Annotated in this window: 21 protein-coding genes and 3 pseudogenes; 13 read left to right on the forward strand and 11 right to left on the reverse strand. The window is 36.4% G+C overall.

What is annotated here, in order from left to right:
• From rimM to NBW37_RS06430, 5 genes are all read left to right on the forward strand, one after another.
• A complete protein-coding gene (rimM, locus tag NBW37_RS06410; protein WP_250296196.1) occupies positions 1-507 on the forward strand; it encodes a ribosome maturation factor RimM in 507 nt (168 codons plus the stop codon).
• Positions 508-569: 62 nt separating this feature from the next.
• Positions 570-1,136 (forward strand): elongation factor P, encoded by a 567-nt coding sequence (efp, locus tag NBW37_RS06415; RefSeq protein WP_250296197.1) that lies wholly within the window; start codon positions 570-572, stop codon positions 1,134-1,136.
• Positions 1,137-1,144: 8 nt separating this feature from the next.
• The gene (locus NBW37_RS06420; RefSeq protein WP_250296198.1) at positions 1,145-1,837 is read left to right on the forward strand and encodes an inositol monophosphatase family protein; all 693 of its coding nucleotides are present in this window, start codon (positions 1,145-1,147) and stop codon (positions 1,835-1,837) included.
• Between the two features lie 205 nt (positions 1,838-2,042).
• A complete protein-coding gene (locus tag NBW37_RS06425; protein WP_250296199.1) occupies positions 2,043-2,615 on the forward strand; it encodes a hypothetical protein in 573 nt (190 codons plus the stop codon).
• Positions 2,616-2,823: 208 nt separating this feature from the next.
• Positions 2,824-4,515, forward strand: coding sequence for a hypothetical protein (locus tag NBW37_RS06430; RefSeq protein WP_250296200.1), 1,692 nt, complete (start codon positions 2,824-2,826; stop codon positions 4,513-4,515).
• Here NBW37_RS06430 and hemA read toward each other — a convergent pair.
• Positions 4,478-5,689: a 5-aminolevulinate synthase gene (hemA, locus tag NBW37_RS06435; protein ID WP_250296201.1), complete on the reverse strand. Its 1,212-nt coding sequence runs from the start codon at positions 5,687-5,689 to the stop codon at positions 4,478-4,480. The genes NBW37_RS06430 and hemA overlap by 38 nt on opposite strands.
• Before the next feature lie 102 nt (positions 5,690-5,791).
• Positions 5,792-5,860, reverse strand: a complete 69-nt coding sequence (locus NBW37_RS07915; RefSeq protein WP_458695353.1) for a TomO hydrophobic C-terminal domain-containing protein — start codon at positions 5,858-5,860, stop codon at positions 5,792-5,794.
• Positions 5,861-6,936: 1,076 nt separating this feature from the next.
• Between NBW37_RS07915 and surE the strand changes: the two genes are divergently transcribed.
• Positions 6,937-7,689, forward strand: a complete 753-nt coding sequence (surE, locus tag NBW37_RS06440; protein WP_250296202.1) for a 5'/3'-nucleotidase SurE — start codon at positions 6,937-6,939, stop codon at positions 7,687-7,689.
• Positions 7,690-7,713: 24 nt separating this feature from the next.
• On the opposite strand, the gene hisS is transcribed toward surE, so the two are convergent.
• Together hisS and NBW37_RS06450 are read right to left on the reverse strand one after the other, a co-directional pair.
• Positions 7,714-8,937 (reverse strand): histidine--tRNA ligase, encoded by a 1,224-nt coding sequence (gene hisS, locus NBW37_RS06445; protein ID WP_250296203.1) that lies wholly within the window; start codon positions 8,935-8,937, stop codon positions 7,714-7,716.
• On the reverse strand, positions 8,934-9,506 hold the full coding sequence (locus NBW37_RS06450) for a NifU family protein (RefSeq protein ID WP_250297015.1): 573 nt from the start codon (positions 9,504-9,506) through the stop codon (positions 8,934-8,936). Before NBW37_RS06450 ends, hisS begins: the two co-directional genes overlap by 4 nt.
• 169 nt (positions 9,507-9,675) lie before the next feature.
• On the opposite strand from NBW37_RS06450, the gene NBW37_RS06455 reads away from it, so the two are divergent.
• The 4 genes from NBW37_RS06455 (at position 9,676) to uvrB (ending at position 14,027) form a co-directional block, all read left to right on the forward strand.
• Positions 9,676-9,927, forward strand: coding sequence for a J domain-containing protein (locus tag NBW37_RS06455; protein ID WP_250296204.1), 252 nt, complete (start codon positions 9,676-9,678; stop codon positions 9,925-9,927).
• 88 nt (positions 9,928-10,015) lie between these two features.
• Complete coding sequence (locus tag NBW37_RS06460; RefSeq protein ID WP_250296205.1) at positions 10,016-11,248, forward strand: cytochrome b; 1,233 nt, start codon at positions 10,016-10,018, stop codon at positions 11,246-11,248.
• Positions 11,248-12,012 carry a cytochrome c1 gene (locus NBW37_RS06465; RefSeq protein ID WP_250296206.1) on the forward strand — a complete coding sequence of 255 codons (765 nt, stop codon included), beginning with the start codon at positions 11,248-11,250 and terminating at the stop codon, positions 12,010-12,012. Before NBW37_RS06460 ends, NBW37_RS06465 begins: the two co-directional genes overlap by 1 nt.
• Positions 12,013-12,113: 101 nt before the next feature.
• Positions 12,114-14,027: an excinuclease ABC subunit UvrB gene (uvrB, locus tag NBW37_RS06470; protein WP_250296207.1), complete on the forward strand. Its 1,914-nt coding sequence runs from the start codon at positions 12,114-12,116 to the stop codon at positions 14,025-14,027.
• A 196-nt stretch (positions 14,028-14,223) separates the two neighbouring features.
• Here the strand turns inward: uvrB and NBW37_RS06475 are convergent, their stop codons facing one another.
• The 5 genes and pseudogenes from NBW37_RS06475 to NBW37_RS07810 form a co-directional block, all read right to left on the reverse strand.
• Positions 14,224-16,671, reverse strand: a complete 2,448-nt coding sequence (locus tag NBW37_RS06475) for a hypothetical protein (protein WP_250296208.1) — start codon at positions 16,669-16,671, stop codon at positions 14,224-14,226.
• A 41-nt stretch (positions 16,672-16,712) separates the two neighbouring features.
• Entirely contained in the window at positions 16,713-16,907 is a 195-nt protein-coding gene (locus tag NBW37_RS06480) for a hypothetical protein (RefSeq protein ID WP_250296209.1), read from the reverse strand.
• A 333-nt stretch (positions 16,908-17,240) separates the two neighbouring features.
• A pseudogene (locus NBW37_RS06485) lies at positions 17,241-18,293 on the reverse strand (gas vesicle protein GvpG); the annotation flags it as partial.
• Positions 18,294-18,307: 14 nt separating this feature from the next.
• Complete coding sequence (locus NBW37_RS06490) at positions 18,308-19,180, reverse strand: IS982 family transposase (RefSeq protein WP_250295817.1); 873 nt, start codon at positions 19,178-19,180, stop codon at positions 18,308-18,310.
• An 89-nt stretch (positions 19,181-19,269) separates the two neighbouring features.
• A pseudogene (locus NBW37_RS07810) lies at positions 19,270-19,461 on the reverse strand (hypothetical protein); the annotation flags it as partial.
• Positions 19,462-19,969: 508 nt separating this feature from the next.
• Here NBW37_RS07810 and NBW37_RS06500 point away from each other — a divergent pair.
• The 3 genes from NBW37_RS06500 (at position 19,970) to NBW37_RS06510 (ending at position 24,567) form a co-directional block, all read left to right on the forward strand.
• The gene (locus NBW37_RS06500; protein WP_250296211.1) at positions 19,970-21,442 is read left to right on the forward strand and encodes a gas vesicle protein GvpG; all 1,473 of its coding nucleotides are present in this window, start codon (positions 19,970-19,972) and stop codon (positions 21,440-21,442) included.
• Positions 21,443-21,814: 372 nt separating this feature from the next.
• The gene (locus NBW37_RS06505; protein WP_250296212.1) at positions 21,815-22,009 is read left to right on the forward strand and encodes a hypothetical protein; all 195 of its coding nucleotides are present in this window, start codon (positions 21,815-21,817) and stop codon (positions 22,007-22,009) included.
• A 41-nt stretch (positions 22,010-22,050) separates the two neighbouring features.
• A complete protein-coding gene (locus tag NBW37_RS06510; RefSeq protein WP_250296213.1) occupies positions 22,051-24,567 on the forward strand; it encodes a hypothetical protein in 2,517 nt (838 codons plus the stop codon).
• Between the two features lie 36 nt (positions 24,568-24,603).
• Here NBW37_RS06510 and terL read toward each other — a convergent pair.
• Positions 24,604-25,566, reverse strand: a pseudogene (terL, locus tag NBW37_RS06515) (phage terminase large subunit); the annotation flags it as partial.
• A gap of 7 nt (positions 25,567-25,573) precedes the next feature.
• Positions 25,574-26,446: an IS982 family transposase gene (locus NBW37_RS06520; RefSeq protein WP_250295817.1), complete on the reverse strand. Its 873-nt coding sequence runs from the start codon at positions 26,444-26,446 to the stop codon at positions 25,574-25,576.
• Positions 26,447-26,478 lie beyond the last annotated feature (32 nt).

Genomic DNA, 26,478 nt, shown 5'->3' on the forward strand with positions numbered 1-26,478 from the left:
ATGAGCAACAACTTAGTATATCTCGGAATGATTACCTCTCCTCACGGAATTAAAGGAGCTGTTAAATTAAAAACTTTTACCGAAAAACCTGAAAATATATCCTTATATGGTGAGCTAATAAGTGGTGATGAGAATTATAAAATAGACTCAGTATCCGTCATAGGTGATAATTTAGTAATAGCTACAATAAGCGGAGTAAATTCCCGTAATGAAGCAGAGCTTTTAAGAAATAAGAAGCTATATATAGAAAGAAGCAAGTTACCAGAGCTAAATGATGAGGATGAATTTTATCAAAGTGACCTTGTGGATATGGAAGTAAGGCTGGAAAGTCATGAACTATATGGCTATGTAAAATCTGTGTATAATTTCGGCTCAGGGGATATATTAGAAATTTTAGTTATCAGCACAAAAAAACGCATTATGCTATCTTTCACTAAAGAGATATTTCCACATATAAATATAAAGGGGAGGTATATAGTATTAAATATACCAGAATTTATTGACTAATAAAGACTTTGATATTTATATAAAGCTATTTATAATTATAAGATCAAGTTGAAAATGTAATTATGGCAGAAAGAGCTAACGATATCAGACCAGGTCAGGTGTTGGAACATAACGGAGGATTATTTTTGGTTGTAGGTATTATGCATACTCAACCTGGTAAAGGTGGTGCATACATACAAGCCGAGATGAAAAATATCAAGACCGGAGCAAAACACTATGAAAGATTTCGTTCTGATGCAACAATCAGAAGGGCAATTTTAGATGAAGAGGAGTATGTTTATCTCTTTACTGAAGGAAATATTGTAAATCTTATGCATCCAAGTAATTATGAGCAGACTATTATAAATTTAGATTTATTAGGAGAAAAAAAGGTTTATTTGCAAGAGAATATGAAAATTAAAGTAGTAACTTACCAAGATAAAATACTTTCTGCGCATGTGCCTGATTATGTTACACTTGCTGTGAGAGAAACAGAGTCTGTTATCAAAGGGCAGACAGTTACTTCTTCTTACAAACCTGCAATTTTGGAAAACGGAATGCGCGTTAACGTGCCTCAGTTTATAAAAGAAGAGGATAAAATTGTAGTATACACTCCAGATGACAGCTATTATGAAAGAGTAAAAGAGTAAAAGGAAGAATGTCCATCTCATCACCACGAATTAATGTGATGCTTGATTCTGTACGCAGTGCCTCCAAGCAACTTATGCGCGATTTTAATGAATTGCAAATTTCTAATGTTAAATCAGCGGACTTTATTAATAAAACTTATTCAAAATCCAAGCAAACCATATATGATTGCTTGCACGACTACAAACGAGACTATGATTTTATTTTTGAAGATGATACTGATCAAGAAGCAAAAGATGACACTTATACCTGGTTTATTATGCCTATAGAGGGCAGGGAGAACTTTTCTAGTTGTATGGTTTATTTTGCAGTATCAGTTTGTCTCATTCATAAAAATAAAGTTATAGCAGCTGTAATTGATGCTCCGGCTCTTAGAGAAACTTTTTGGGCAGAAGAAAAGAAAGGTGCTTTTCTTGAGGATTTTAGATCTCGTCATATAAAAATGCGAGTGAAAAGCCGTGAAGGGGGTCTAATAGATGTAAGTGGTAATTTGTTAAATAAATTGCTGCCTGGCAATAGTAGTGTACGCTCCATCGGTTCAACAATTTTAGGCTTTGCATACCTTGCAGCAGGAAGGCACAGAGGAATAGTTTACTCTGGAGTTAACAAATATAAAGCCTTGCTCGGTAGACTTTTTCTGCAAGAAAGCGGTGGCAGGCTAATGGAGGATAAGGGGCTAATCATTGCTGGAGATATACAATAAGATTCATTCAGAAATAATAAACGGTGTCATTTGGCACTGACATCCAGTTATAAAAATCACATAAAAACGATCATACCAGTGTTGACATGATAATATGTTTATAGTAGAATAAAAAAACTTATTTAATAGGTAGAGAGTGTGGCTCTGAGTGCAGGTCAGATGCAACAGCTTTATAATATATGTGTAATTGTGTTTAAGGGGGGGTATGCCAATAAACAAGAAAAATGAACAGGGAATATTAGAGGAAGTTCGAGAAGCTTTTATTAATTCGAGTATTAACGAAGTAGGCGGATTTTTGGCTAATGCTGCAGTATCCATTATTCCAGTAGCTAAATTCATAAAACCTCCATTAGTTGCAGCTTTCAGAACTGCAGGTTGTTCTATGCGAAATAAGACTAAAAGGAAAGCTGAAAGTGATAGTGCTGAAGAAATAGAGTTTGGCGAAAAAGAAGGGCCAGATGGTTTTCAGTGTGTTTATGATAAGAATGAAATAATTAATAAACGGCCACGTGTAGTAGATAATTTTGTAGGAAGAGAAGAGAAGTTGCAAAGGTTAGAAGAAAAATTTAATATCATACCTCCTCAAACAGTTGACAATTTTACAGGAAGAGAGAAGGAAATGCAAGGGTCAGAGGCAAACTTAAAAAAAAACTGTTCCATACAAGTTTTGACGTCACAAGTATCTATCACTGGATTAGGAGGGATAGGCAAAACACAGCTAGCTGCTAAATCTGTAGAAAGGAATAAAGAGAAATATAAGAACATTTTTTTGGATTGATGCTGAGAACTATTGTATACAAGATTCATTTGAAAAATTAGCTAAGAAAATAGGAGTTAAAGAAGGGGAGGAAAAAAATGTTAATGATGTATATGAAAAAATAAATAGCCTTGATAATCAAAAAACTTTAATTGTTTTTGACAATGTTGATGACTATGATTCAGTTAAAGGATTTTTACCTCATCAAGATCTTAGCAAAATTCATGTTTTGATAACTTCTAGGTACAATAAGTGGAAGAATACAGGAGTGCATCCAGTAGAGCTTGGTGTATTTACTAATGAAGAGTCCAGCAGATTTATAAAGCAAGAGTTAAAAATAGAAGAAAACAACAATTTGTATGGCAAAGGGATAGAAGAGTTAGCAGAAAAACTTCAAGGCCTTCCACTGGCATTACAACAAGCAGTTGCTTATATTAAGCAGCAAAGGATTTTGGATTCAAGTTTTGGAATTAAAGATTATTTGGAGAAGTATGATAAATCTTATAAAGAAGCAGAAAGATTATTAAGTTATGACCTTCATAAAAACAATAATGATCCATATATGAAAACGGTCATGACAACATGGAAAGTTACGCTTGATAAAATAGCAAGTGATACGAAATATGGTAAAGAAGCTATAAGAATTCTAAGCGTTATGGCTTATCTTGTACCTGATAATATTCAGAATTCAATGTTCTCAAGGTTAGTAGAAGAAAATAAAGTAGCAGGTCCTATAAATCTACTTAGAAACTATTCAATGATTAATCAAGGAAGCAAATCTGATTTATCAAACATTCATAGGCTGGTTCAGGAGGTACTACGTATAGATTTAAAAAGCAAACGGAAAGAAGAAAAGACCTTAGAGGATGCGTTTAGCATTTTGGACAAAAAATATAATACACGTAGTGGTCAACAATATAATATAAGTAATAAAGATTATAAAACAATGTCTGCTGTACTTATCTGTATGCATGCTAGTGGTTATGATAGCTTACACAAAAGAATAGAACAATTATTTGAAAGTCTTGTAAAAAAAGAAAAGGAACAAACTCGAGTAATTAAGGAAGAAAAAGAGATAATAAATAATGGTGAATTATTTCCAAGGTATGCTGTTCAAGAAAAAAATGTGGTATTAGTAAATTTAATTTTAAATAGTATGAAAAATGAATGGGATAATGATTATATACAGGATTTGTTAACTAGATTCGTGGATGATGATGATGTTCAAAAGTCTGAGATAATAAAATTCTTAATTTCTCGTATTGAAAATATAGACAGAATTAATGTGATGAGTGTGATTGACAATAGTAACTGCATGGAGGTAGTAAAAGCCTTGGCAAAGCTTGGAAAATTCAACAAAGAACAAAAGTTTCAGTACTTAGTTGAGGCTATTGAAAATGCAAATTTAGATGTGGTAAAATTTATATTAGAAGATGAACCGAGCTTGGTGAATGAGAAACTTAAAGAAAATTGCTTTGCATATAATGATAATAATGGATATGCATATTTTGTTGAAGAAGGAAGTGACATTCTCGAACTTGCACGCAAGGTAAGAGGTTCCTTACAAAAGTATAAGAATATAGAAAAAATTATTGAATTGATTGAAGAAGCTAAAGGAAAAATACGAGATTTAGACCGGAAAGAAATGGATATTAACCATGAAAAACAGTCTCTAACCTTAGGTTCTGAACTTCAAAGCAAAATGGTAGGTGACACTAGTGATGATGAAGAGGAGTTACTGGATTTAGATTTTGAAATGATTGATACTGATGACGAACAGCCTCCTATATTAGAATATTGTGGGGACCCTATAGAAAGCTTAGAAAATAATTTGAATGATGCTATGGAGGAAAGTCCCGGAAGTATAGTCCATGGTCCCTCAGTTACATATAGTGGTCAAATACATTCAAGGAGATATTGATCTTCTCAAAAACCTTTACAAGAGATTCTGTCAAATGCTCTATCATTTCATCTGTATGATAAGGTGTAGGAGTAATACGGAAACGCTCAGTTCCCTTGGGAACTGTCGGGTAATTTATATGTTGAACGTATATTCCATACTCATCAAATAATAATTTTGATGCTTTTTTGGATAACTCTGGGTTGCCAATTATTATTGGAATTATATGAGTTTCTGTTTGAATGAAGTTTATTCCTGCTTTTCTCAGTGAGTTTTTTACTTTTTCAACGACTTGCTTTTGCTTTTCCCTTTCAATGTTGCTTGATTTTAGGTGTTCAACGCTTGCCTTTGCTGCTGCTGCTAAAACAGGCGACATAGCAGTAGTGAAAATAAATCCTGGAGCGGAACTTCTTATTACATCTACCAAGCTCTTTGAAGACGCGATATACCCACCCATCACTCCAAAAGCCTTCGATAGTGTACCTTGAATAACGGTTATTCTATCCATCAGACCTTCTCTTTCTGCAATTCCGCCACCGCGCGGTCCATACATGCCAACTGCATGCACCTCGTCCAAATAGGTGATTGCATTATGTTGATCTGCAAGATCGCATATCGCTTCAAGCGGCGCTATATCGCCATCCATTGAATATACGGATTCAAGTGCTATTATCTTTGGTGTTTTTGTATCTACGGACTTTAACAACTGCTCTAAGTGATCAACATCATTATGCCTAAATATGTGTTTCGGTCTTTTCCCTGACTTTATACCTTCTATCATTGAAGAATGATTTTTCTCATCTGAAAAAATTACCACGCCCGGAATAACAGACGATAAAGTGCTAAGTGTTGTCTGGTTAGCGAGATAGCCACAAGCAAAAGTTAAAGCAGCCTCTTTTTTATGCAGATCAGCTAAAGATTTCTCAAGTTCGACAACCTCTTTTGTTGTACCAGATATATTTCTCGTTCCTCCAGCGCCAACAGATGAATTTTGAATAGCGGCAATTACACTCTCATTTTGTGACATTCCCAAATAGTTATTACTGCACCAGACTATTACTTCCCTATTTCTTTCATAGTCCATAATGTGGGGAAACCTACCTGGCAATGACGCAAAGTGCGTAAATTCGCGGTAGCGCCCTTCCTCTTTTATATCTTTGATTTTATTTAAGAATATTTCTTCGTAGTTTACCAAGTTTTTATTCGCTAATAATTAATACAATTATAACAAATTATTAAATGGTAAACTACAATATTTATTCTTCAACTTACTGTTAGCTCTCCGTTAGCTACAGGTTCAACATTCAAGTGAATTTGAAGGTCTGTTACAGCAATATATGATTAAAGCAGCAACTAAACAACACACTCCACTGGGATCTAGCAAGCTTTGCTTGCAAATAAGTCTAATACGCGTCGCGTTTTATGCCAAAACACAATTGGAGTTACATGCAAAATAGATCCCAGTGTCAGCTACTTGGATGACACCCTACTTAACAGTCATACCGCGATTCATTCGCGGTATCTCCCAGCATAGATCCTGCTAACACGTAGCAGGATGACGAATTGCTATACCGCCACGAACCGTCATACCGCCGCAGACCGTCATACCGCGATTCATTCGCGGTATCTCATCCGCTAACAAGAGATCCCGCTAACACGTAGCGGGATGACGAATTACTTAACCATCATCTACACCGTCATACCGCGATTCATTCGCGGTATCTCTAGATCCCGCTAGCACGTAGCAGGATGACGAATTGCTTAACCGTCATACCGCGATTCATTCGCGGTATCTCTTAGCCGCTAACAAGCAGCGGGATGACGGTTGTCGTTTAGCTATAAATGTTTAAGAAATTTACCAAACGAAAAAAAAGGCAAAAGAAGCCCTGGTCATTGTCTATTTTCAGTATTGGCGTTTTTTAAGTCTTAAACGCTGCAATTTAGCTGCTTTTAAATGCAACTAACCTTAGCTTTAATATTTAAGAAATTTACCAGGCAGAAAAAAAAGGCATAGAAAACCCGCAGTAGCTAGTTATTCACTCTCTATTTTAAAATTTGACGTTGGGTGATGTCTTGAACGCTTTGTAAGCGCGTTTCAGCTTATATAGGTAAAAACCTAGAAATTTGATAAAGACATAAGGTACACATAGTGCAAAAAATTAAGCATAGTACGCCAAATACAAGTTTTCTTGTCGTTTTAATCTGCACAGATTGCGAAGTTAAATGAAATAGCTTCACTGTCATGATAAGGGGGCTGGCGAAGGATGTCAAGTAAGTTTTTTGTTTCTACTGAATGACAGTTGTGGCCTGTGCAAGAAATCTATTGATTTACAGCAGGTTCTTTGTTACAGTCCACAGTTATGCAAAGAAACTTAAAGCCTCATGAGTTTATTTACAGCCAGTGGTTTACATAATTTGGAACTGTATAGCTGAGTATTGTATATGATAATATTGATAACAAACGATGATGGCTTTGGAAGTGAAGGAATAAAATTACTCAAAGAGATTGCACGGAATTTTGCGTCAGAAATATGGATAGTAGCACCAGATACTGATAGAAGCGGAGCTGCAAGATCTCTTGATTATCAAGTGAAACAATCTATTGGAATAAAACAACATAGTGAAAGGGAATTTAGTGTGTCTGGTACTCCTGCAGATTGTGTCATTATTGCGCTAAATAAAGTTATGAATAAAAAACCAGACTTAATATTGTCCGGAGTAAATATTGGATCAAATGTCGGGGACGATATTTGTTATTCAGGAACAATAGGTGCTGCAATGGAAGGTGCTGCAAGGTCTATACCTTCTATTGCGCTGAGCCAAGTTTATCATGATAAAATAGACTGGCACAATACAAAGGTTTTTGCACCAAAGGTTATTGCCAAGCTAGTTAAGGTTGGTTGGCCTAAAAACATAGTGATGAGTGTGAATTTTCCTGCTACGGAAAAAGTGAAAGGAGTAGAATTTGCTGAACAAGGTGAATATAACATTGATGGGGATTTAACTTTTACTGAAAATTCGAATGGCTCTTTTAGCTTAAATTGGTCTCGAGAGCACTCAGGCAGTGGTAGTGTAGATAAAATAAAAGAAGGGTTTATTACTATTACACCAGTAAAATTAGATTTTACAGATTATGATACATTGAACGCTATGAAAAATTCTTGTGCAGACGAATTTTCTTCTATAGCTGACTGAGAAAAACATTTGCATTGCTCCTAATTAGATGTTTTCTATTGTGTTATCGCGAGCAATTATTTTTTCTTCACCTGTATCCATGTTTTTAATCTTTAAAGTTTTACTACTCAATTCTTCATCGCCAAAAATTAAAGCAGCTTTAGCATTTGCTTGATTTGCTTTTTTCATTCGGTTTCTAAGTGCTCCGCTATATTCGTAGACTACATATAAACCATTTCTACGCAATTCATTCGCAAGTGTTATGGCATATTCTTCAGCCTCTCTGCCAATTGGAATGAGGTAAATGGGTCTCTCTTCTTTCGGAGAATAATTGATTAACTCCATTATGCGTTCAATACCTCCTGCAAATCCTATTGCTGGAGTGTGTTTTCCACCTACTGAAGATACTAGATTATCATATCTTCCTCCTGCAAAAACTGCCCCTTGTGCACCTAAATCTTCTGTGACAAATTCAAATACTGTGTGACAATAATAGTCTAGACCTCGAACTAATTTGCTATTTACAGTGTAAGGTATGCCAAGAGCTTGCAGTCCATTTAACACCTGGTCAAAGAAATATGAAGATTCTTTTGTATAGTGATCACTGATTTTAGGCGCACCAGAAATTATTGATCTATCTGTTTCATCTTTAGAATCTAGTATTCTGAGTGGATTTTTGATCAACCTATTTTTGCTATCTTCTGATAGATCGTTTTGATACTTTGTAAAGTATAAGATCAAAGCTTCTCTATACTTAGTTATTGTTTCACTATCACCCAGAGAGTTGATTTCCAGCTTTACATTTTTATTGATGCCAAATTCAGTTAGTAAGTGCTGAGCGAGTGATATCAATTCAACATCGGCTTTTGAATCTTCTACACCAAAAACCTCAAAATTTATATGATGAAATTGCCTCTGTCTTCCCTTTTGTGGTCTTTCATAGCGAAATGCAGGTCCTGTTGAGAATAATTTTATCGGTGTTTGTAATTTTTTTTCGATTAATAGTCTAACAATCGCTGCAGTGAACTCAGGACGTAAAGTTATGCTCTTTCCCCCTTTATCATTAAAGGTGTACATCTCTTTAGTGATGATGTCTGAGCTATCACCCAAGGTTTTTGTAAAAACCTCCGTGTACTCAAATATTGGAGTTTGGGCGGGCAAAAAGCCGTATAAATTTGAGATTCTATTTGCTGTTTGCTGGATGTATTTAAACTTATACCATTCATCAAACAGGAGATCTTTTGTTCCTCTAACCGTTTGATTAGTCATAGTGTGGTCTCTATACCTGCAACCTCTGGTATGTGGTAGCTCAGCATATTCTGCACTCCTTGCTTTAAAGTAATTGCAGCACTTGGGCATCCAGAGCAAGCTCCTTGCAGCTCAACATAAACTATCCCGTCTTTATAGCCACGGAATTTGATATCACCACCGTCTTGAGCAACTGCAGGTTTGATATAACTTTCCATCAATTCTTTTATTCTATTTACAATTTCTATATCATTTTCATCGAAAAATTCCTCATCTGATATATTATTATCATTCACTCCTTCTTTATCTAGCGCTTTTCCACCTGAAGTAAAGTGATCCATAATTGTGGTTAAAATTTCCACCTTTACTATATCCCAATTCATTCCATTCGATTTTGTTACTGAAATAAAATCATGGCCAAAAAACACTCTTACCACATGTTCTATTTGAAAAAGATTTGCTGCTAGTTTAGAATTTTTTATCTCATTTGCATTTGAAAAATCAGCCGTTTCTCCTTCGTTTAAAATTTCAAATCCAGGAAGGAATTTTAGCGTATTTGGGTTTGGTGTTTCTTCAATCTGGATGAACATGTTATTTACCATGACGATTATAATTGTTACTATTTAATCATAAAATGATAAAAAAATATACATGTCATTCATCTTTTTCCTTTTTTTGATATTCATAGTAGTTACATTTGTCTTGCCTAGCGTTGTTGTATTTTTTCTTTTCCTGACAAAAAAAAATAACATAAGTTTCATGATGAACTCTATATTGAGTAAGTTTTTGAACGAATTTAATAGCAGTAGAAGTTGTACTGAAAATTACACTGGTGATAACATGTCCAAAGATGAAGCATTAAAGATATTAGGGCTGAATCCTGAGGCAAGTCAAAATGAAATTAATAAAGCATATCAAAATTTAATGAAATTAGTTCACCCAGATAAGGGAGGCTCGGAATATTTTGCACAAAAATTAAATGCGGCACGTGATAGGTTGCTGAAGAGGTAGTAATTAATATCGCTTTAAACTTTTTATTTGTGTGTAAAGGATAAGTTGCTACAATAAAACGAGTTAAAGGTAGAGAAAGCTTTAAGTTATGCAAGATGATACTAAAAAAAAAACAACGATAGAAGAAGAAAGAGGCATATTAGGATGGATAGAATATAGACTGCCTATATTTTCTTTTCTAAGACACACTGCTTCTTACCAAGTGCCAAAAAACTTAAATTATGCTTGGAACTTTGGCTCTTTGGCTGGTATAGCGCTGATTTTACAAATAATAACAGGTATATTTCTTGCTATGCACTACACTCCGCATGTTGATTATGCGTTTAATAGTGTAGAGCGCATAATGCGAGATGTGAATTACGGGTGGTTAATACGCTACACTCATGCTGTCGGGGCATCGCTCTTCTTTATGGTAGTCTATGTTCATATAATGCGTGGGTTATATTACGGATCTTACAAGAGGCCACGAGAGATGGTGTGGTTTGTTGGTATATTTATATTTTTTGCAATGATGGCAACTGCCTTTATGGGATATGTTCTTCCTTGGGGACAAATGAGTTTCTGGGGTGCAACAGTTATAACCAACTTATTTTCTGCTATACCTTTAGTTGGCAATAAAATAGTTATATGGTTATGGGGTGGTTTTTCAGTGGATAACCCAACACTTAACCGTTTTTTCGCTCTGCATTATCTTCTGCCTTTTGTTATTATTGCTTTAGCTATGCTTCATGTGATAGCTCTGCATAGGTTTGGCTCTGGTAACCCAAGTGGAGTGGAGGTAAAATCAGATAAGGATACCATCCCTCTCTATCCTTATTATATAGTCAAGGATTGCATAACTTTTGGTCTGTTTTTTGTAGTTTTGTTCGCATTTGTTTTCTATGCTCCCAATTATCTTGGGCATCCAGACAATTATATAGAAGCTGACTCTATGGTAACTCCGGTACACATAGTGCCAGAGTGGTATTTTTTACCTTTTTATGCAATGCTACGTTCAATTCCGGATAAACTGATTGGTGTGCTTACCATGTTTGCGTCTATTTTAGTGTGGTTTCTGTTACCTTGGCTTGATAGATCAAAAGTTAAAAGTGGTGCTTATCGCCCGGTATTCAAGAAATTTTTTTGGGTTTTTGCAATAAATTTTGCACTTCTTGCCTGGCTTGGTGGACAAGAGGTGAAAGAACCTTACATTACTATGAGTAGGCTATCTACTCTTTATTACTTTGCATACTTTGTGATAGTTTTACCACTGCTTAGTAAGTATGAAAAGCCAAAAGAACCACCAAAAACCTTAAGTGATTCTGTGCCGGAGATAGAATAATGCTGGTTAGAAATATATTAGCTATATTTTGTATATTACTTCTTGCTAATTTTGTGTGTGCAGAAGAATTCAAGCCATCACCAAATAAAAAAATAGACTGGAAATTTGATGGAATTACCGGATCTTTCGATAGAGAGTCAATTCAACGTGGCTATAAAGTGTATAAAGAAGTCTGTGCTGCTTGCCATTCAATGAATAGAATAGCGTTTCGTAATTTGCAAGATGTTGGTTTTTCTGAAGAGGATGTAAAACAAATTGCAGCTTCTTATCAAGTTAAAGATGGCCCAAACGATTTGGGTGAAATGTTTGACAGACCTGGAATACCTTCGGATTATTTTATTGCACCTTTTGATACAAAAGAAGCAGCTGCAGCAAGCAATAATGGTGCTGCTCCACCAGACTTATCGTTAATTATTAAAGCAAGGCATGATGGTGCAAATTATGTCTATTCACTGCTGACAGGCTATCAAAACGGCGAGCACGATGAAAATGATTTATATTTTAATTCGTATTTTCCAACAGGCAGATTAGCTATGGCGCCACCACTTTCTGAAGGAATGGTGGAATATGATGGTGCAAGACAAGCCACAGTTGAAAATATGGCGTATGATGTGATAAATTTTCTACAATGGGCAGCAGAGCCAGAATTAGAGCGTAGGCATAAACTTGGACTTAAAGTAGTGGCGTATTTTATAATTTTAACAGTGTTTTTTGTATTAACTAACAATAGAATTTGGAGCAAGCTCTATAAAAGGAAAAAATAGAATTTCTTACATCTATTTACATTCACTTTCATACCTTATTTACACTAGTAAGTGTATTATACAATAATAAACACATTATGAAAATATAATAGGTAGAACTCATGGAATTTCAAATCACTACACATTTTCAACCAGCTGGAGATCAACCACAGGCAATCGATAGCTTAATTGCAGGGCTAAATAGCAGTAAAAGAGATCAGGTTTTACTTGGGGTTACTGGTTCTGGGAAAACTTTTACTATGGCAAATGTTATTGCAAGAACAAATAGGCCTGCATTAATTATGGCACACAATAAAACTTTAGCAGCACAGCTTTATGAGGAAATGAAAGGGTTTTTTCCCCATAATGCCGTCGAGTACTTCATTTCTTATTATGATTATTATCAGCCTGAAGCTTATTTACCACAAACTGATACTTATATCGAAAAAGACTCTGCAATCAATGAAAGAATTGACATGCTGCGTTATTCTGCCGTCTGCTCGCTTTTGGAGCGCAGGGATACGATCGTAGTTGCTAGTGTTTCCTGTATATACGGTCTTGGCTCGCCTGAAAGCTACCTAAGCATGACCATACCCTTAAGTGTTAGAGATAAAATTCGTATTAATGATTTCTTGAGCAGCTTAACTGATCTCCAATACAAGCGCTCTGATGTCAGATTTGAGAGAGGATATTTCAGAGTGCGTGGCGATATTATCGATATATTTCCTGCCTATTATGAAGACAAAGCTTGGCGTTTATCGCTGCTTGGCGATGAAATAGAAGAAATTTCTGAGATTGATGCAATAACTGGCAATGTTACCAAACGCATAGATAAAATCACCATTTTTCCAAACAGCTATCACATAACCACGCGTGAGACTCTGTTGCAGGCAATTAAACTAGTCAAAAAAGAGCTAAATGAACGCTTGGATTATTACTACTCACAGAACAAGATTGTTGAAGCAAAGCGCCTCGAGCAACGCACTAATTTTGATATCGAAATGATGAGGACAACAGGAATATGTAAAGGTATTGAAAATTATTCGCGTTATCTCTATGGAATGGAAGCAGGGGATCCACCGCCTACTTTGTTTGAATATTTACCCAAAGATGTAATTTTATTTGTTGATGAAAGTCATGTCACCGTTCCTCAGGTTGGTGCGATGTACAGTGGTAATCAGGTGCGTAAAGAAAAGTTGATTGACTATGGCTTCAGGCTCCCTTCCGCTTTTGATAATCGTCCATTAAAATTTGAAGAATGGGAGAAAGTTAGGCCGCAGACTATTTACATTTCAGCTACTCCTAGAAAGTATGAGTTAGAAAAAACCAATAATGTATTTATAGAGCAAGTTATTCGTCCAACAGGGCTTACAGACCCAATCTGCATTGTGAAACCAATAGAGAGTCAAATTGATGATGTAATTCATGAGGCACAAGTGACAATAGGAAAGGGATTTTGTGTTTTAATCACTACACTGACAAAAAAAATGGCTGAAAATTTAGCTGAATATATGAGTGAATTGAATATGAGAGTGAGTTATTTGCATTCTGATATTGGTGCGCTGGAAAGAATAGAGATTATATGTAAATTAAGATCTAAAGAAATTGACGTTTTAGTAGGTGTTAACTTGCTTAGGGAAGGTCTTGACATTCCAGAGTGTGGTTTGGTTGCAATTTTAGATGCTGATAAAGAAGGATTTTTGCGATCAGAAACATCGCTCATTCAAACGATCGGTCGTGCTGCACGTAATGCTGAAGGTAGAGTAATTTTATATGCAGATAAAATCACTGGTTCTTTAGATCGTGCATTAAGAGAGACCGAAAGAAGAAGAAAAAAACAGGAGGAATATAATACGTTACATAACATTATACCAAAGACTATAATAAAACCTATATCAAACACCTTACAGGAGAGGGCAATAGCAGAACCAAAAGTAAATACTAATAAGGATGACTTGAGAAAGCAAATGTTAGCGCATGCTGAAAATTTAGAGTTTGAAGAAGCAGCAAGAATAAAAAAATTATTGAAAGGTTAAGTAATATATGATGCTATAGGCATAGTATAAAAATGTAAATAATTTTATTGATATCTTTATATTAATACTTTTTAAATATTTAGTACGGTACAATATTTACAATGGATGAGAAAAATTAACACCAGCGCCTTTAGGGTTAGAGACTTTGGCCCCAACCCTAATAAAACGCTTAGGTGGCTAAGAGTAGTGGATTAGATCAATTGCTTCTAAATTTTTTTATGGGAGAGTGCTGCTTGACCTTAGTGGCATCCAGGTCTGTGGATATTGCCAATTCTTCCATTCCCATACTCAATTCTAGAGCACGTTTTGGCGATCCTCCTCCAGTATTATCACAATCCATAGACTCATAACCACTACTTGTTGTTGCCTCAGTAGAGCTTGCGTTTTCAGCATCAGTTATGAACCCGGAAGAGTAACCGCTGTCTTGATTACCTTTAGGCTCCCCCTTTCCAGCTTTTGATGTACCTTCAATAGGACGTGCTCGCTGTCTAAGCGGTGGCCGTGTTTCAGAAGGGATCTCACTCGTGTCAAGTATATAGAATCCATCTTGCAATACAATTGGAACTTCCATTATTACCTCTTTGCGAGGAAATTGATTAACAGGCACTTCTTTACGTGCACATTTCTTTACTTTTTTGACGAACTCAATGTCGATAGCATTTTTTATATGCAACATATTACCATCATGACTAACTAAACTAACATCCAAATTACACTTCTTCAACCTTGATTTAAACTCTTCAACATAAATATTCTTAAATTCCTTAAATAACGTTTCAACATCAATCCCAAGTTCCTCAGATAACTCTGATTGATTTTGAAAATATTCGTTACTAAAAGATATATCACATAGGTAAGAAGTCGGATTGCTTACTTTTTCTAGATGAACAGATTTTCTTATACATTTACGAACTTCTTCCTTTTTCATTTTCATTTCTTTTTCTAGCTTTTTAATCACTTCGTCTTCTACACCTCTCTTAAATTCCTGAATAAGATGGATTTTTAAGTTAAATACGGCACCACGTACATTATATGCAATATCTGTTACTCCTTCGTCTTCCTCATAATTAGAATCAGGAGGAAAGACGAATGGAAGCTGACCGAAATCATAGACTTTTCTTGCTTCTTCCTCAGTGCCACAATGCTTTTTTATTATATCATTTCTTACCTTCTGTAAATATTCTCCTTTATCAACATTAAGAAAACCTACAATCTTCCCATTTTCTAAAGTAAAATTGGTATGAATCTCGTCTATATAATTATTGAAGTTAAACATATCAAGCAATGCTTCAATCAACTTTTCTTCTTTCTCACTACCTGCCTGAGTACCTCTCGATGATAAAGGTCCACTCTGTGGACATAATGAGGGTCCTGCACTTGGAGCCGATGATGGACCAGCTACAGCTAAACTTACAGAATTGTGCAGCACCCGCGGCCCACTTCCCTCTTCTTTTTCTGATCCTTGCCTGGCAGACTCCTTTAATGCGTCACCCTGACTCCGCGTGGGAAATCCCTGTATCGATGTTCCAGTTAAGTCAGAATTTGGACCATTGTGCACTGGCGTCGATGCTCGAAAACGAAGCTCAGGGTCAATGGACAGTTCATGTTTTGCATTGATTACGGAGCTTTCTATTATTTTAGTTATCACACAGTGAGAAATTTCTGGATTGGAAAAGTCTATGCTATACAGTCCATTACCTCCATTTATTGCTAATTCCCCCTGGGTTCCACCATAAAGATCATTAAATACAGCACCATTAAATGCATGATTTAGTTTAAGAGCTTCTTCATTTGTCAATATCCGCTTTCTTCCGCCATTCAATACAAGAGGTATAAGAACTGAGGCCTCTTCTCTACCTAGAGGAGAAGCACATACAAAGCCAGCTATTATTATTTCCGTTGGTTGATCAATAAATTCCATTATCAACTCTTTAAATGCTTTTACATCACCACGAACTTTGCTATCAGCCTGGAGACCCATACCTTTAAGCCATGTAATATACCGTGCTACACTATCAATAAAACGAGCGTCATCAAAAACGTCCCTGATATATACACTATTGCCTTTAACCTTCAGAGGGTTCTTAAAACCATTCCTATACCCATATCTATTCTCCATCCTTGATAAAAATTCACGCTCAAATTGCTGACTTAATCTTCCATTATCAAATTCACCACACCATAAATACTTTTTCTTGTTGAATGGTACGGCTGTGCTACTAACTCGCATATCTTCTAGAACACCCTTTGCAAGTGAAGCAGCCAAATGAGACTTCAAATTAAAAATTACACCTTGATCTACAGGTACTACAAACTCAATTCTACCTTGCTTATCTACGGACCAGTCCCCTTTATAGATATAGTTAAATGGAAAAGACGTAACATCAAAATCTTTCTTGGCTGTATCCAATATTTCTTTATCATTACTTTCTTCAATGCCATAGAATTCACGTATTATCTTCCTCTTTATACTGTCCAGATACCTGCTACACTGATACCTATTCATACCTTTATCAAATGAAACTACAATACAGTCCTCCCCGCCCCTGCTTTGCAGCGTAAAATTAGTTTTAACTGTATTACGAGCATAATTATGTACATTAAAAGCACTAACCAACGCTCTCACTATTTCTCTACCATACATACCAACCTCCCCATTTTTAAATTACAACAACTACCTTTTACTTAACGTTTCATAGAACTACCAGGATTATTTTTTTGCTCAGACTGACGCCTCCTTTCTAGTAGCTCCTTGGCTTTATCACTATGATCATCATACCTCATTCCTTTTGCTCCCTGCACTATACCACCACCTGGTGCTGTATTCTCACGTTTCCACTTTTCAGCATCAAAACCTTTTTTATCATTACCACTATGCATATTAACCCCTAAGTAAAAATATTATGTAACTAATATACTAAAAACAAAATTAAGTGCAAGCACTTTTTTATATTTTTTTTCAAAAAATTTTATTCACTCTTTTTCATAAAACACAAATTTCAAGATTCCAGCGTCACGTGCTGGAATGACAAGTCATTGGCAACCCTAAGTTCCCTACGTCATACCGCGATTCATTCGCGGTATAGATTCCGCTAACACGTAGCGGAATGACGAACTGTCGACACCTATCTATATGCCCCTGGATTCCAGTGTCAGCTACTTTAATGACAAGGTTATGGGTGTCATCCCAGTACTGGGATCTAACTATCTTCATTATGGCGCCTTTCCTACTGACTGACCTTCTACACATTTCTCAACTTTTACATCATTAGTCAATTCTTTTGGTGGTTGAACATCACCCACAGAACCTTCATGTTCAGCACCATTCCAAGTACCTATGTTAAAATCAAATCCACAATTAGCAACAGAACTTTCATTTGGAGCTCTTTTGTCAGAAGCAGATTCCTGAACAGATTTTCCTGGAGCACTTCCGTTAGGTTGCCCTGGGTTAGGAACAGGACTCTTAGCAGATTGATTCGAAGCTTGATGGGTATTATTATTACCTTGCCCTGTCATTTTTCTCCAATCACTATCGCATCCATAACTATGCTTTATTTGTTCCTGCTTCGTCCCCGTTGCAGTCTTTGGAGCAGGTGGACACACAGCCACTTTCGGTCCCTCCGGCTTCCTTTCTTCCACTTTTGGTTTTTGTACCTTACTATCCTCATTATTTATAGCTTGTTTATGTGAAAGGTCCATCGGAATTTTTAGAGGTTCCGGTAAAAGATCAAGTTCTGGTTTGTTCAGAACAACCGGTCTTACAAATCCGGGTGAAACTTCAAAAAGGGAAACTGGCACAGCGGGCTTTTCTCTTGCATCCACTTTTATTTCTACGTTTTCGCAAACTTCTTTATTTTCTTCCTTTAATGATGTTTTTTCTGCTTTTTTATCTTCTGCTTTATTTGTTTCTTCTTTAGACGCCTCTATTATAGCTGCTAGCTCAACTCCAAACATCTCTGCGAACATTGTAATAATCCATCCGGTAACGGCCATCTGTATCCTGAGTTTAAGATTTTGTAGAGCCTCGAGCCTTTCAAGCACCCTTGCAAACTCCTCTTCTGATAACTCACCACTGTTTAATTTTTCCTGCAATTCTTTTATCTCTTTGTCCAACCTCTGATCGAAACTTAAATCGCGTGCAAAAATCTTCTTGATTAACTCCTTAAGCTTATCACGCAAAAACTTAATTATCGCAGCAAGCCAGTTTTTTTCTTTCTTCTCCTTGAGCATTTGGTAGATTTTCGGATCATCTACATTTACTTCAAAACCCCAGTTGCGGATTAATCAATATAGTAAAATCTAGAAATACAGGGCTTTTTAGGCTTCATGGAATATGAAACTAATGTGGAAAAGACGTGCACCAAGAAATTTATTGGAGACCTGTGCCTTGAATGCTCAAGCTCAAGTCTGTCTTTTAGGTAGCCAAAAACTGTTTCAATAATCGACCTTTTTCTTAAAAAAATCTTTTCTTCAAGTAGCATTAATGTGTTTTTCATACCTTTTTTTACTTTGGTAACGAGTTTTAGTCCTCTATCGAAGAGTTTTGCAAAGAGCTCTTTCTTTATATAGCCCTTATCACCAAACAAAAGACCAGTCAGTTTTTCAGTTAATTTTGGTACTGGTTTTCTGTCGTCAACGTTACCTTTAGTAAGTGTAACTCCTTGAATTTCACCTTTTTCATTAATTACCATATGCAATTTAAAACCAAAAAACCAGCCATATGTAGTCTTTCCAAGCTTTGCCAATCCTTTGAAAACTTTGTTTCTTGAGATTCTTTTTGGATGGCAAACAGCGATAGATGTTGCATCTATGTACGAAATCCCTGTCATTTTCGACTGCTCACATAGCCATTGCAAAAGTAATGCTAAATACCATAAAACCCTCGGTTTTAGCCTAATAAATCTACTATATGTTGGCAAATTTTGAAACTCAGATCCATATAGTGCTTTCAAATAATATGTATAGAAAGATTTAAAGTCCTCACATCTAGATTGTTGATAAAGTAAAATTATAGTAAGAATTTCAGAATGCGTAATCTCTGGCGTTCTGGTAGGTTTTTTACTGTTTGGCAGGAGTTTTTCTGCGAAATTTTTGTTTATAGCCTTGCAAAAATCGTCTACAAAGCAAAATAATTCTGTTACATTTTTATTCATGGGTAACCTCTCTACTTTTTGATAATATGTTTCCGGAGTTTACCCTATTTCCCTATCTTTTTCACTGACTTCTAATCCGCAACTGGGGTTACTTCAAAGAGGTTGAAGAGAGATTCAAAGAAGTTCCAGAAATCTCCCAGCGTTCTTTCACCAGTGAAGTCACCCTCATCATCTCCTTCGGTATTTAGTTCTGCTTGAGATGATATTTCATCGATACAACTAGAAGCCTGATGCTCACACTCGAGCCTCTTAAGTGAATCTTGTCTGGCAAGCTCCTCTACGCACTACCTCTATTGCTCTGATATAGCTAAAGTGACTTACGATAATTTGAAAAACAAAAATTCGTCATTCCGCTACTTGTTAGCGGAATCTATACCGCGAATGAATCGCGGTATGACGTAGGACTGCTGTCATCCCAGTGCGTGACACTGGGATCTCGTTCCTTAACTTTATAGTGTAAATTATTTCAAATTGTGTCTAGCTGCAAGTATAATAATTTCCATTTATAGATAAAGTATGTTGCAAATATTATGCCAAAGAGTATGATAAAAACTATATCAAGTACTTTACAAGAAAAAGTGATGATGGGAACAAAAATAAACTTAACTAATTTAAAAAAAGCACATGCTAGAGTTTGAAGAAGCAGCAAGAATAAAAAATATTATTGAAAGATTAAATGGTGTATGATATAATATAGTGTAAAGATGTAAATAATTTTATTGACATCTTTACATTAATATTTCTTAAATATTTAGTACTGTAGAATTAAGTTTTATGAAGGGAGTAAAAATGGTGGAAAGCTTTTCAGGTAACAATAAAGATAGTAATTTTATTCAGGGGGCAAAAGTAATGGAAAATTTTTCAGATAATAACGAAAACGGTAGCTCAATCTTCCAAGGAAAAATCAGGGAGCAAGATTTGTCTGCGGAGCAGAAGTTAAACGAACTAAAAGCGGCCATGGAAGAGCTTGCCAGACAAGATTCACTTAAGAGGCTCGAGTGTGAGCATCAGGCTTCTAGTTGTATCGATGAAATATCATCTCAAGCAGAACTAAATACCGAAGGAGATGATGAGGGTGACTTCACTGGTGAAAGAACGCTGGGAGATTTCTGGAACTTCTTTGAATCTCTCTTCAACCTCTTTGAAGTAAATGTAGATGATCCGAAAATCTACCAAATGCTCAAGGAGAAGAAAGAAAAAAACTGGCTTGCTGCGATAATTAAGTTTTTGCGTGATAAGCTTAAGGAGTTAATCAAGAAGATTTTTGCACGCGATTTAAGTTTCGATCAGAGGTTGGACAAAGAGATAAAAGAATTGCAGGAAAAATTAAACAGTGGTGAGTTATCAGAAGAGGAGTTTGCAAGGGTGCTTGAAAGGCTCGAGGCTCTACAAAATCTTAAACTCAGGATACAGATGGCCGTTACCGGATGGATTATTACAATGTTCGCAGAGATGTTTGGAGTTGAGCTAGCAGCTATAATAGAGGCGTCTAAAGAAGAAACAAATAAAGCAGAAGATAAAAAAGCAGAAAAAACATCATTAAAGGAAGAAAATAAAGAAGTTTGCGAAAACGTAGAAATAAAAGTGGATGCAAGAGAAAAGCCCGCTGTGCCAGTTTCCCTTTTTGAAGTTTCACCCGGATTTGTAAGACCGGTTGTTCTGAGCAAACCAGAGTTTGATCTTTTACCGGAACCTCTAAAAATTCCGATGGACCTTTCACATAAACAAGCTATAAATAATGAGGATAGTAAGGTACAAAAACCAAAAATGGAAGAAAAGAAGCAGGAGGAACCGAAGAAACAGGTGTGTCCATCGAAACCTGCGGAGCAGCCTGCAACGGAGACGAGGCAGGTGAGAAACAGGACTATTTATGGATGCGATAGTAATCGGCAAATAAGAAAAAACCTAGAGACCCACGGAAGCACTCCAAGCCGGCCTGCTCAAAGCTCTATTTTCAGCAAAGAAGCTTCGAATCAATCTGCTGAGAGTTCTATTCCTAGCGGAAGTGCTTCAGGACAATCTGCTCGGGAATCTGCTTCTAACAGAGAAGTCCCAGAGCAATCTAATCAAGCTAACAGAAGAGCTCCGAATCAATCTGTCAAAAGTTCTGTTGCTGATTATGAATATGATTTTACAGTTGGTGTTTGGAATGGTGCTGAGAATGAAGGTTCTGTGAATAATGCTCAAGCAAAAGTTTCATCAGAGCTTACTGGTCCAAAAGCTAATAATCTTGTAGAAGGTCAATCAGTAGGAAAGACGTAATCATGGAGGTAGTTAGTGATTTCTTTTTTGTCATGTGGTCTAGGGTTCATAGATCCCAGTACTGGGATGACACCCATAACCTTGTCATTAAAGTAGCTGACACTGGAATCCAGGGGCATATAGATAGGTGTCGACAGTTCGTCATTCCGCTACGTGTTAGCGGAATCTATACCGCGAATGAATCGCGGTATGACGTAGGGAACTTAGGGTTGCCAATGACTTGTCATTCCAGCACGTGACGCTGGAATCTTGAAATTTGTGTTTTATGAAAAAGAGTGAATAAAATTTTTTGAAAAAAAATATAAAAAAGTGCTTGCACTAAATTTTATTTTTAGTATACTAGTTACATAATATTTTTACTTAGGAGTCAATATGCATAGTGGTAATGATAAAGAAAGGTTCAAGGGAGAAAAAGAATGGGATGAGCGGAATAAGGGCCAAGGTGGTGGACAATTGCTGGGAGTTAAAGGAGCAAGGCTTGATGATCATCGTGAAAAAGCCAAGGAGATAGAAGAAAGGAGGCGTCAGTCTGAGCAGAAAAACAATCCTGGTGGTCCTAGACGTTAAGTAAAGAGTAGTTGTTATAATTTAAAAATGGGGAGGTTGGTATGCCTAATACAGAAATAGTAAGAGCATTGGTTGATGCTTTTAATGTTAATAATTATGATTTCAATGCAGTTAAAACTAATTTTAAGCTGCAAAGCAGGGGCGGGAAGGACTGTATTATAGTTTCATTTGATAAAGGTATGCAGGATTATCAGTGTAGCGAATATCTTTACAATATAAAAAGGAAAATAGTAGGTGAGTTCTACGGTATTGAAGAAGGAGATACGGATGAGGTAGTGTTAAATACAGCCAAGTTAATTTTTGATGTTAAATCTTTTCCATTTAACAACTATAAAGGATCCTGGTCTGTGGGTAAGCATGGTGGGTTTGAGTTTCTAGCACCTATAGATAAGGGTGTAATTTTTAATCTAAAGTCTCACTTAGCTTCTTCACTTAAAAAAGATGTTCTAGAAGATATGCGAGTTAGTACCATAACTATAGCATTTAACGAGAAAAAATATTTGTGGCATGATGAATTTCCTAATAAAGAATTATGCAAGAAATTTGAGCGTGAGTTTTTATTCAGGATGAGAGAAAGATATGAAAATGTTCCTAAGAACCCTCTGGAAGTTAAAGGCAATAGTGTATATATCAAAGATGTTTTTGATGACGCTCGTTTTATTGATAGTGTAACACGGCGTGCCGCATGGCTTATAGGCCGTGATCTTCAAGCTGATAGCAAAAGTCGTAGTGATATAAGGGCATTTAAAGATTTGATAATGGAAGTTCTTGATCCATCAACACGTGTGGTGACAAGTGCCTTTTTGTGTGCCTCTCCTTTGAATAGAGAGGAAACCTCAATTCTTATACCTGTTATACTAAGTAATAGAGGAGCTAGGTTTTTAACAAAGGAAGAAGCACGTGATATAAATCATAAATTTAATAATCCTGTACTTGATGATATGAGTGATAAAACTCAAGCAACATTCAAAGTAAATGGAAGCAGTGGGGTATATGGCATAGACTTTTCCAATAAAGAAATTTCTCACTGTGTGATAACTAAAATAATAGAAAGCTCTGTAATCAATGCAAAACATGAACTGTCCATTGACCCTGAGCTTCGTTTGCAAGCATTGTCGCCTTCATCTCCAACTCCTCCACCGACGCCAGTGCCTAATGGTCCAAATTCTGACTTAACTGGAACATCGATACAGGGATTTCCCACGCGGAGTCAGGGTGACGCATTAAAGGAGTCTGCCAGGCAAGGGTCAGTGGAGCTGCTGCACCATAATGTAGGCGCTGCTGAGGTAGTTGCTGCTAAAAATGCGCAAGCAAGTACTAATCCTTGGACTCAGCAACCGAACCCTTGGTCATCACCGGCTCCAAGTGCAGGACCTTCATCATGGCAAGGTGCTAGTGAAAGTGGATCAGCAGGAAATCAGTGTATGCAGTCACAGCAACTTACCCAATTAGAACCTATTGATTTATCATGGAAAGGTGCTAATAAAAGTGGATCAGCAGGGACTAGTCAGCCAATAGGCTATTGGTTATCGCAAAGCGATAATGTAAGGGAGGATTGTAAAAAGATTCATGAGGTTTTTGAAGAGGCTTATGAAAAAATTGTAAGTGGTTCATCACTTTCAGAGAAAGAAGAAGAGTTGTTTAAAGCATTGCTTTATGCGTTTAACCTTAATAATCAGATTTTGGAATGTCATCAGACTAACTTTATTGTAAAAAATGGGAAGATTGCTAGTTTAATTGATGATAGTGTTAATGTAAAAGAATATTTACAGAAGGTAATAGATAAGACGAAAGAAGAGTATCGTGTCAATAAGGAAGAAGCCTATGATCTCAATGAGTTTCCATTTCAATTTCTTTCTAATTGTGAGAAAAACCAAGAAACAACAGTTGTTGCTAATATAAGTCGTAGTGCCTTACTTAACTTAAAAAAACTTTTTAGTCGGGAGCATGAGGGAAAAGTGGAAATAAAAGATATCGACATTAACATCGTCGAAAAGGTAGTGAGATCTAAAAAGAACGAATGGGTAGATTCCCAGGTGCGAGAATATAGGGTATGCCCTGACGTAGCACTTAAAAACTGTTATCCCGATGAAAGCGCATTAGAATCTATTCCAATTATAGAAGGCAAAAATAGATACTACCTTGACCGTAGTTTTAGCACTAGGGAAGTAAAGTTGTTTTTGAAAGAGCGACGGTGTGCTAAAGGTACTAGAAATACTACTACTACCTTTAAAAAGATAGAGGAGAGTAAAAAGGATGACAGCAGCAGCGGTTACTCTTCCGGGTTGGTAACTGATACTGAAAACGTAAGCTCTAAAGCTGAGGCAACAACAAGTAGTGGTTATGAGTCTATGGATTATGAGAGTCCTAGAGGAAAATCGCAAAAACGTAAGTTTTCATCGTCTAAAGATGAAGGTAGTCCAACAAGTAAATCTCAGAAAAGCGAAAGCGGCAGTTCATCGTCTGAAGAAGCAGGAGATTCACCGCGCTCACATTTTTCTGATTCCGATTCCGAAAGACTCTGCAAAGAGCTCCACAAAACCGGAATATCACAATAGTAAGGGACTTTTGGGAAACTAACTTAGGTTTATTATCTAATCCACTTCTCTCAGCCACCTAAGCGTTTTATTAGGGTTGGGGCCAAAGTCCCTGACCCTAAAGGTGCTGGTGTTAATTTTTCTCATCCATTGTAAATATTGTACCGTACTGTCCACTTGATCATCGTGGCGAGTTTCTGGGAACATTAAAATCTCATACTCAAAATCATTGAGCCATATTGCTTGATGCGGCAGAAAAACCCTGCCAGACTCTATAGTCGGAACAATTTGATAAAATCGAGTGAGTTTGTCATTGTGTGGAATTATTTCAATAATCGGTAGATCGCTATTTGCCTTTAGCTCTTGTGTTAATTGTTGACCACTTGTTTTTGCTTCGATTAAAATTGCGTGTGGTGCCCATCTTGCAGCTAGTGACAGAACTTGCTCTTTAAGCTTTGGGTACTCAAGCTTTGCGCGATATACATCAAGTAAATAGAATTTGTTATCTATTTTTGCCCAGGTGGTGCAGACGCTAAAGTCGCTGGAATCGTTTGTTGAAACTGCAGTGTCCCAGCTTTGAGTTACATGCGAGGGATTATCAGGGAAATTTTTATAGCGCTTTAGCCACTCTTGTTTTATTATACCACTTGAAAGCGGCAGGGGGTTTTGTTGATATTGTGCAGCAAAAGCATAGCTCCCGAGTTCAACTTTTATCATCTCAACTTCTTCTCTTCCTCCCTCTAGGGGATATAATAACTCATTTTCTTCTCTTGAGTATAATACTCTTGCAGGTAGTGTCATTCCAGCACTTGATGCTGGAATCCAGTCTTTTGCGGTTGAATTTTCTGGATCCCAGTGTCTGGGCACTGGGATGACAGGAGGGGGGGTTGGAATGACACCAGTATGGTTATTAATTGAATAAATAACCTCCTTATTTTCAGAAATCATTGGCAAACAAATGTGATGCCATATGTTTTTTGGCTTGGATAAGAGGTGCCCTGTTAAGTCTTCTAACCCCAGTTGCGGATTAATCAATATAGTAAAATCTAGAAATACAGGGCTTTTTAGGCTTCATGGAATATGAAACTAATGTGGAAAAGACGTGCACCAAGAAATTTATTGGAGACCTGTGCCTTGAATGCTCAAGCTCAAGTCTGTCTTTTAGGTAGCCAAAAACTGTTTCAATAATCGACCTTTTTCTTAAAAAAATCTTTTCTTCAAGTAGCATTAATGTGTTTTTCATACCTTTTTTTACTTTGGTAACGAGTTTTAGTCCTCTATCGAAGAGTTTTGCAAAGAGCTCTTTCTTTATATAGCCCTTATCACCAAACAAAAGACCAGTCAGTTTTTCAGTTAATTTTGGTACTGGTTTTCTGTCGTCAACGTTACCTTTAGTAAGTGTAACTCCTTGAATTTCACCTTTTTCATTAATTACCATATGCAATTTAAAACCAAAAAACCAGCCATATGTAGTCTTTCCAAGCTTTGCCAATCCTTTGAAAACTTTGTTTCTTGAGATTCTTTTTGGATGGCAAACAGCGATAGATGTTGCATCTATGTACGAAATCCCTGTCATTTTCGACTGCTCACATAGCCATTGCAAAAGTAATGCTAAATACCATAAAACCCTCGGTTTTAGCCTAATAAATCTACTATATGTTGGCAAATTTTGAAACTCAGATCCATATAGTGCTTTCAAATAATATGTATAGAAAGATTTAAAGTCCTCACATCTAGATTGTTGATAAAGTAAAATTATAGTAAGAATTTCAGAATGCGTAATCTCTGGCGTTCTGGTAGGTTTTTTACTGTTTGGCAGGAGTTTTTCTGCGAAATTTTTGTTTATAGCCTTGCAAAAATCGTCTACAAAGCAAAATAATTCTGTTACATTTTTATTCATGGGTAACCTCTCTACTTTTTGATAATATGTTT

Origin of the sequence: Wolbachia endosymbiont of Oedothorax gibbosus, from assembly GCF_936270145.1 — a bacterium.
In the GTDB taxonomy this organism is placed as follows: Bacteria; Pseudomonadota; Alphaproteobacteria; order Rickettsiales; family Anaplasmataceae; genus Wolbachia.

Coding starts and splice junctions, on each gene's coding strand:
- rimM (WP_250296196.1), top strand. CDS start 1: ATGAGCAACAACTTAGTATATCTCGGAATGATTACCTCTCCTCACGGA.
- efp (WP_250296197.1), top strand. CDS start 570: ATGGCAGAAAGAGCTAACGATATCAGACCAGGTCAGGTGTTGGAACAT.
- NBW37_RS06420 (WP_250296198.1), top strand. CDS start 1,145: ATGTCCATCTCATCACCACGAATTAATGTGATGCTTGATTCTGTACGC.
- NBW37_RS06425 (WP_250296199.1), top strand. CDS start 2,043: ATGCCAATAAACAAGAAAAATGAACAGGGAATATTAGAGGAAGTTCGA.
- surE (WP_250296202.1), top strand. CDS start 6,937: ATGATAATATTGATAACAAACGATGATGGCTTTGGAAGTGAAGGAATA.
- hisS (WP_250296203.1), bottom strand. CDS start 8,937: ATGACTAATCAAACGGTTAGAGGAACAAAAGATCTCCTGTTTGATGAA.
- NBW37_RS06450 (WP_250297015.1), bottom strand. CDS start 9,506: ATGTTCATCCAGATTGAAGAAACACCAAACCCAAATACGCTAAAATTC.
- NBW37_RS06455 (WP_250296204.1), top strand. CDS start 9,676: ATGATGAACTCTATATTGAGTAAGTTTTTGAACGAATTTAATAGCAGT.
- NBW37_RS06460 (WP_250296205.1), top strand. CDS start 10,016: ATGCAAGATGATACTAAAAAAAAAACAACGATAGAAGAAGAAAGAGGC.
- NBW37_RS06465 (WP_250296206.1), top strand. CDS start 11,248: ATGCTGGTTAGAAATATATTAGCTATATTTTGTATATTACTTCTTGCT.
- uvrB (WP_250296207.1), top strand. CDS start 12,114: ATGGAATTTCAAATCACTACACATTTTCAACCAGCTGGAGATCAACCA.
- NBW37_RS06475 (WP_250296208.1), bottom strand. CDS start 16,671: ATGTATGGTAGAGAAATAGTGAGAGCGTTGGTTAGTGCTTTTAATGTA.
- NBW37_RS06480 (WP_250296209.1), bottom strand. CDS start 16,907: ATGCATAGTGGTAATGATAAAAAAGGTTTTGATGCTGAAAAGTGGAAA.
- NBW37_RS06490 (WP_250295817.1), bottom strand. CDS start 19,180: ATGAATAAAAATGTAACAGAATTATTTTGCTTTGTAGACGATTTTTGC.
- NBW37_RS06500 (WP_250296211.1), top strand. CDS start 19,970: ATGGTGGAAAGCTTTTCAGGTAACAATAAAGATAGTAATTTTATTCAG.
- NBW37_RS06505 (WP_250296212.1), top strand. CDS start 21,815: ATGCATAGTGGTAATGATAAAGAAAGGTTCAAGGGAGAAAAAGAATGG.
- NBW37_RS06510 (WP_250296213.1), top strand. CDS start 22,051: ATGCCTAATACAGAAATAGTAAGAGCATTGGTTGATGCTTTTAATGTT.
- NBW37_RS06520 (WP_250295817.1), bottom strand. CDS start 26,446: ATGAATAAAAATGTAACAGAATTATTTTGCTTTGTAGACGATTTTTGC.